Here is a 5,786-nt window from a genome sequence, read left to right as displayed (position 1 = left end):
CCCTATCGAATGCACAACAATCAACCAGTCGTTGGAGTCGATGCAGACATAGATGGCTCTGTAATTCGCTATAAGAAGAACGAGTTCTGCTTCGAATCGGAAGAGGAAGTTGTTGAGGAAATTCGGCAGAGGGTAGCCAGTGACGTCAATATCCCACCGGCTGATGTTAGCGTTCTTATCGTTCCCATAAATTGGCTCGATTCGAATTTACCTATGATCGTTCCACAGATGGATTTCGATAAAGTTTGCTCAAGCGGCTTGAGGTCTAATCACCACATTAACACGCTTTCGCGCGAACAAGTTTCAGTTGCAATTCATAGACCTTTAGAGCTTGAAAATGGTACTTATTTGTACTGCGTTGCCCGCGACGAGGACGTGCTCGACACCTGGTTCTCCTCCGCCCTGTGGCCGTTCTCGACGCTTGGCTGGCCGGACGAGACGCCGGAGCTGAAGCGCTACTACCCTACCGACGTGCTCGTCACCGGCTTCGACATCATCTTCTTCTGGGTCGCCCGGATGATGATGGCCGGCCTGCAATTCATGGATCAGACGCCCTTTCACACGGTCTATATCCACGCCCTCGTCCGCGACGAGAATGGCGCGAAGATGTCGAAATCGAAGGGGAACGTCATCGATCCGCTCGACGTGGTCGAGAAATTCGGCGCGGATGCCCTGCGTTTCACGCTATCGGCCATGGCGGCGCAGGGACGCGACATCAAGCTCTCGCTTCAGCGTGTCGAGGGCTACCGCAATTTCGCGACCAAGATCTGGAACGCCGCGCGCTTTGCCGAGATGAACGGCTGCGAACGGGTCGCTGGCTTCGACCCGGCGAAAGTGGATATCACCCTCAACAAATGGGTGCTCTCCGAATGCGCCAGCGCGGCGGCGCAGATCGAGGCCGGGATCACCGAATACAAGTTCAACGAGGCGGCGGGCGCGGCCTATCGCTTCGTCTGGAACGTGTTCTGTGACTGGTATCTCGAACTCGCCAAACCCGTCCTGCAGGGCGAGGACAGCCCTGCGAAGGATGAGACGCGGGCCACCACGGCCTATGTCATCGACCAGATCTGCAAGTTGCTGCACCCCTTCATGCCCTTCCTCACCGAGGAGCTCTGGGCGGTGAAGGGCGAGACCGGCCCCGCCCGCGACGAGACGTTGCTCGCGCTCGCCACCTGGCCGTCGCTGTCGCATCTGCGCGATGACGCGGCGGAGGCCGAAATCGGCTGGATCGTCGATCTCGTCAGCGAGATCCGCTCCGCGCGCGCCGAGACCAACGTCCCCGCCGGCGCGCAGATCACGCTTCTACTGATCAATCCGAGCGCGGATGCCGCGGCCCGCGTCGCGCGCTGGGATGGCATGCTCAAGCGTCTGGCGCGACTGGAGACGATCGATACGGCGCAGGCTGCGCCGAAGGCCAGCGTGCAGCTGCTGGTGCGTGGGGAAGTCGCGGCGCTGCCGCTCGAAGGCGTCGTCGATATTGCGGCGGAACGCGCACGCCTCGATAAGGAAATCAGCAAGCTCGACGGCGAGATCAGGAAGATCGACGCCAAGCTCGGCAATGCCGATTTCCTCAAACGCGCCCCGGAAGAAGTGGTCGAGGAACAACGGGAACGGCGCGAGGCCGCGCTTGCCCGGCGGGCGAAGGTGGGCGAGGCCGCAGAGCGGCTGCGGGCGTGAACGCGCGGCGCGGACTGGTCAGCCGATCGCGCCCGCGCCATATCATCCATGCGGAAACCTAAAACCGCAAGCGATGGAACAGATGGAACATGGCCGATAGCGACACCCTGCTCGACCTGCGCGGGCTGAAATGCCCCCTCCCCGCCCTGAAGACGCGCAAGGCGCTCACGCGCGTCGCCGCCGGCACGGTCATTCGCGTGGAATGCACCGATCCGATGGCCGCGATCGACATTCCGCATCTGATCGGCGATACGGGAGACCATCTCGAAACGCAATCACACGACGGTGATCTACTGGTTTTTCGTATTCGCAAGGCGTGAAGTGCACGGCCTGACTGCACCTTGTATTGCCACGCACGATCACTTGCTGATCTGCTATAGAATCCTGGACGGTATCCCATTCAGGAAATCATTGAGGTAGGGCTGCGGATGAATCCTGAAGGCTTCCGGAATCTGGAAATTCGGATCGTATCGACGACCCGGCGCGTCATCCAGCGGAACATCCTTGTCCTTCTCGGTCTTGGGCTTGTCGATCAGGAGAAGATTGTCGTCACTCAGCGGGTCGGCATCACGCATGGCGTTGCTGAATTGAATAATCGGCTGCGGTCTGTCTGCGGCAATCTTGCAAACCGCCTTCTCAAAGTTCGAAAAAATCATAAGAGTAACTCCAGAAATACGAAAAACGTATGCCTGATAATTCATTAGGCCAGAAATATCAATCGAAAATAGAAGCATCGTTGAAAGAGCGGGCCCTTCGCGGACCCGCCCTTGTCTTCTCAATCTCACATCGCGGCCAGCACACCCAGCAGCAGGAGCGCGATGATGTTGGTGACCTTGATCAGCGGGTTCACCGCCGGGCCGGCCGTGTCCTTGTAGGGATCGCCGACCGTATCACCCGTGACCGAAGCCTTGTGTGCCTCCGAACCCTTGAGGTGCTTGACGCCATCCTTGTCGACGAAGCCGTCCTCGAAGGATTTCTTGGCATTGTCCCAGGCGCCACCGCCGGAGGTCATCGAGATGGCGACGAACAGCCCCGTCACGATCACGCCGAGCAGCATCGCCCCCACCGCCGAGAAGGCCTGGTCCTTGCCCGCGATCAGATAGATCACGAGATAGGTGACGAGCGGCGCGAGCACCGGCAGCAGCGAGGGCACGACCATTTCCTTGATCGCGGCCTTGGTCAGCATATCGACGGCGCGCCCGTAATCGGGGCGCTCCGTGCCTTCCATGATGCCGGGCTTCTCCTTGAACTGCCGGCGCACTTCCTCGACCACAGCACCCGCCGCACGCCCGACCGCCGTCATCGCGATCCCGCCGAACAGGAACGGAATCAGGCCGCCGAAGAGGAGGCCGACCACGACATAGGGGTTGGAGAGCGAGAAGTCAGGCGTGACCCCGGCGAAGTACTGGTAGCTGGTCGAGCCGGGCTCGTTCGCGGCGGAGATGAAGTAGTTCAGATCCGCGGTATAGGCGGTGAACAGCACCAGCGCGCCCAGGCCCGCCGAACCGATCGCATAGCCCTTGGTGACGGCCTTGGTCGTATTGCCCACCGCGTCGAGCGCGTCGGTGGACTGACGCACCTCCTTGGGCAGTCCCGCCATTTCCGCAATACCGCCGGCATTGTCGGTGACAGGGCCGAAGGCGTCGAGGGCGACCACCATGCCGGCCAGCGCGAGCATGGCCGTCACCGCGATGGCGATGCCGAACAGGCCTGCGAGCATGTACGAGGTGATGATGCCCGCCATGATCACCAAAGCGGGCAGCGCCGTCGATTCGAGCGAGATGGCGAGCCCTTGTATCACGTTGGTGCCGTGGCCCGTCACCGATGACTGGGCGATGGAGCGCACGGGCCGGAACCCGACGCCGGTATAGTATTCCGTGATCACCACGATCAGCCCCGTGACGACGAGGCCGATAATGGCGCAGATCAGGAGCGAGAAAGAGGTGAAGCTCACCGCATCGACACCACCACCGATGATCGGAACGCGTGCCTCCATCGTCGTGCCGAAGCCGCCGAACAAAGCCACATTGGCCACAGCGACGGCAGCGATCGACAACACGCCGGTGGCGATGAAGCCCTTGTAGAGCGCACCCATGATCGACTGATCCTGGCCGAGCTTGACGAAGAAGGTCCCGATGATCGAGGTCACGATGCAGGCCGCGCCGATGGCGAGCGGATACAGCATCATGGTCTCGAGATTCGCCTGACCGGCGAAGAAGATCGCGGCGAGCACCATGGTGGCGACGAAGGTCACGACATAGGTCTCGAACAGATCCGCCGCCATGCCGGCGCAATCACCGACATTGTCGCCGACATTGTCGGCAATGGTGGCGGGGTTGCGCGGATCATCCTCCGGTATCCCCGCCTCGACCTTGCCGACGAGATCACCACCGACATCCGCACCCTTGGTGAAGATACCGCCGCCGAGACGGGCGAAGATCGAGATCAGCGAGGCGCCGAAGCCCATGGCGACGAGCGAATCGATGACGAGGCGCCCGCCGGGATCAGCCCCGAGGGTGCGCGTCAGAATGAGATAGTAGACAGCCACGCCGAGCAGGGCGAGACCGGCGACCAGCATCCCCGTCACCGCACCGGACTTGAAGGCCACGTCGAGCCCGCCCGCGAGCGATTGCGAGGCCGCCTGGGCCGTGCGCACATTGGCGCGAACCGAGACGTTCATGCCGATAAAGCCGGCAGCAGCGGAGAGAATCGCACCGATGGCGAAACCGATCGCAACCCAGATCGAGAGCAGGAAGATGAGCACCACGAACAGCACCACGCCGACGATGGCGATGGTGATGTATTGACGCCAGAGATAGGCCTGCGCGCCTTCGGCGATCGCGGCGGCGATCTCCTGCATGCGTTGCGTGCCGGCATCTCGCTTCATCACGTCGTTGATGGCCCACAGGCCGTACGCGATCGACAACGCGCCCAGTATGATGATCAGGAACAATGCGAACATGTGACCGTCCTTGCCTTTGGGGGGTCCAGACGATCAACGCGCCGGCGCATGCGGATTCAGCGCCGCCCAAACGTCCGCCCCCAGGGTGGTGGACGGAGCCTGCCAAAATTTTCAGCTATCGGCAAACGTCATTTATGCAAAATGTTGCGTGTTTGTGCAGTGCAACATGCCGCTTGTTGCTCAAGCCGGCGCGTGACGGCGCATCCGCGCCTGCGCGACGACCAGAACCAGCGCCACGGCGAGCGGCGGAAAGGAGAGCCAGTTGACGATCTCCCAGCCGCCGGCATCCAGCAACTGGCCCGAGGAGAAGGAGGCGACGGCCACCGAGCCGAAGACGATGAAGTCATTTGCCGCCTGCGCCTTGGTGCGCTCCTCCGGACGATAGGTATCCGTCACCAGCGCAGTCGCCCCGATGAAGCCGAAGTTCCAGCCGATACCGAGCAGGATCAGCGCCGTCCAGAAATGCGCCACAGTCAGCCCCGAGAGTCCAATCACGGCGGAGACCGCGATCATCACGAGTCCGATGGCGGTGATCATCTCCTTGCCGTAGCGATCAATCAGCTTGCCGGTGAAGAAGCTGGGCGCGAACATGGCGAGTATGTGCCAGGAAATCCCGAGCGCTGCCGTCTCCAGCGGGAGGCCGCACTCCACCATCGCCATCGGCGCCGCCGTCATCAGAAAGGCCATCAGGCCATAGGAAACCACGCCCGCCGTCACCGCGATGATGAAACGGGGCTGCAACATGATCGTCAGAAGCGGTCGCCCGGAAGCCGTCGGCGCATCGCCCGGCGCCGGCATCGTCACCGGAACGGGCGGCGTGCGCAGAAACGAGATCACCACGATGGCGATCAGAGCGAGCAGCGCCTGTGCCATGAAGGAACCTGCGAAGGTCGCGCCGGGAACCATATCGCGGGTGAAGATCACCACCTGCGGGCCGAGAATCCCAGCTGCGAGACCGCCGGCGAGCACGTAGGAGATCGCCCGTGCCCGGAAAGCGGATGTCGCTGCATCGGTCGCGGCGAAGCGGTAGCTCTGGACGTATGAGCCATAAAAACCGGCGATCAGCGTGCCGATGCAGAACATCACGAAATCGCCCCAGACGATCGCGAGCGCCGCGATCGAGCCGCCGACCACCCCGTGCAGCCCA

Annotated in this window: 4 protein-coding genes and 1 pseudogene; 2 read left to right on the top strand and 3 right to left on the bottom strand. The window is 61.9% G+C overall.

The features are described from left to right. Positions 1-357: 357 nt before the first annotated feature. Both VKP01_RS05005 and VKP01_RS05000 read left to right on the top strand, forming a co-directional pair. A pseudogene (locus tag VKP01_RS05005) lies at positions 358-1,677 on the top strand (class I tRNA ligase family protein); the annotation flags it as partial. 89 nt (positions 1,678-1,766) lie between these two features. Beyond that, complete coding sequence (locus VKP01_RS05000; RefSeq protein ID WP_324410869.1) at positions 1,767-1,997, top strand: sulfurtransferase TusA family protein; 231 nt, start codon at positions 1,767-1,769, stop codon at positions 1,995-1,997. Positions 1,998-2,051: 54 nt separating this feature from the next. Here VKP01_RS05000 and VKP01_RS04995 read toward each other — a convergent pair whose 3' ends face one another. From VKP01_RS04995 to VKP01_RS04985, 3 genes are all read right to left on the bottom strand, one after another. Next, on the bottom strand, positions 2,052-2,333 hold the full coding sequence (locus VKP01_RS04995; protein ID WP_324410867.1) for a hypothetical protein: 282 nt from the start codon (positions 2,331-2,333) through the stop codon (positions 2,052-2,054). 125 nt (positions 2,334-2,458) lie between these two features. Then, on the bottom strand, positions 2,459-4,639 hold the full coding sequence (locus VKP01_RS04990; RefSeq protein ID WP_324410865.1) for a sodium-translocating pyrophosphatase: 2,181 nt from the start codon (positions 4,637-4,639) through the stop codon (positions 2,459-2,461). Between the two features lie 180 nt (positions 4,640-4,819). After that, positions 4,820-5,786 (bottom strand): MFS transporter (locus VKP01_RS04985; RefSeq protein WP_324410863.1); only part of this gene is annotated, 967 nt, incomplete at its 5' end.

Origin of the sequence: Saliniramus sp. (genome assembly GCF_035311605.1) — a bacterium.
In the GTDB taxonomy this organism is placed as follows: Bacteria; Pseudomonadota; Alphaproteobacteria; order Rhizobiales; family Beijerinckiaceae; genus Saliniramus.
This window is presented reverse-complemented; position numbering and strand designations above follow the sequence as displayed.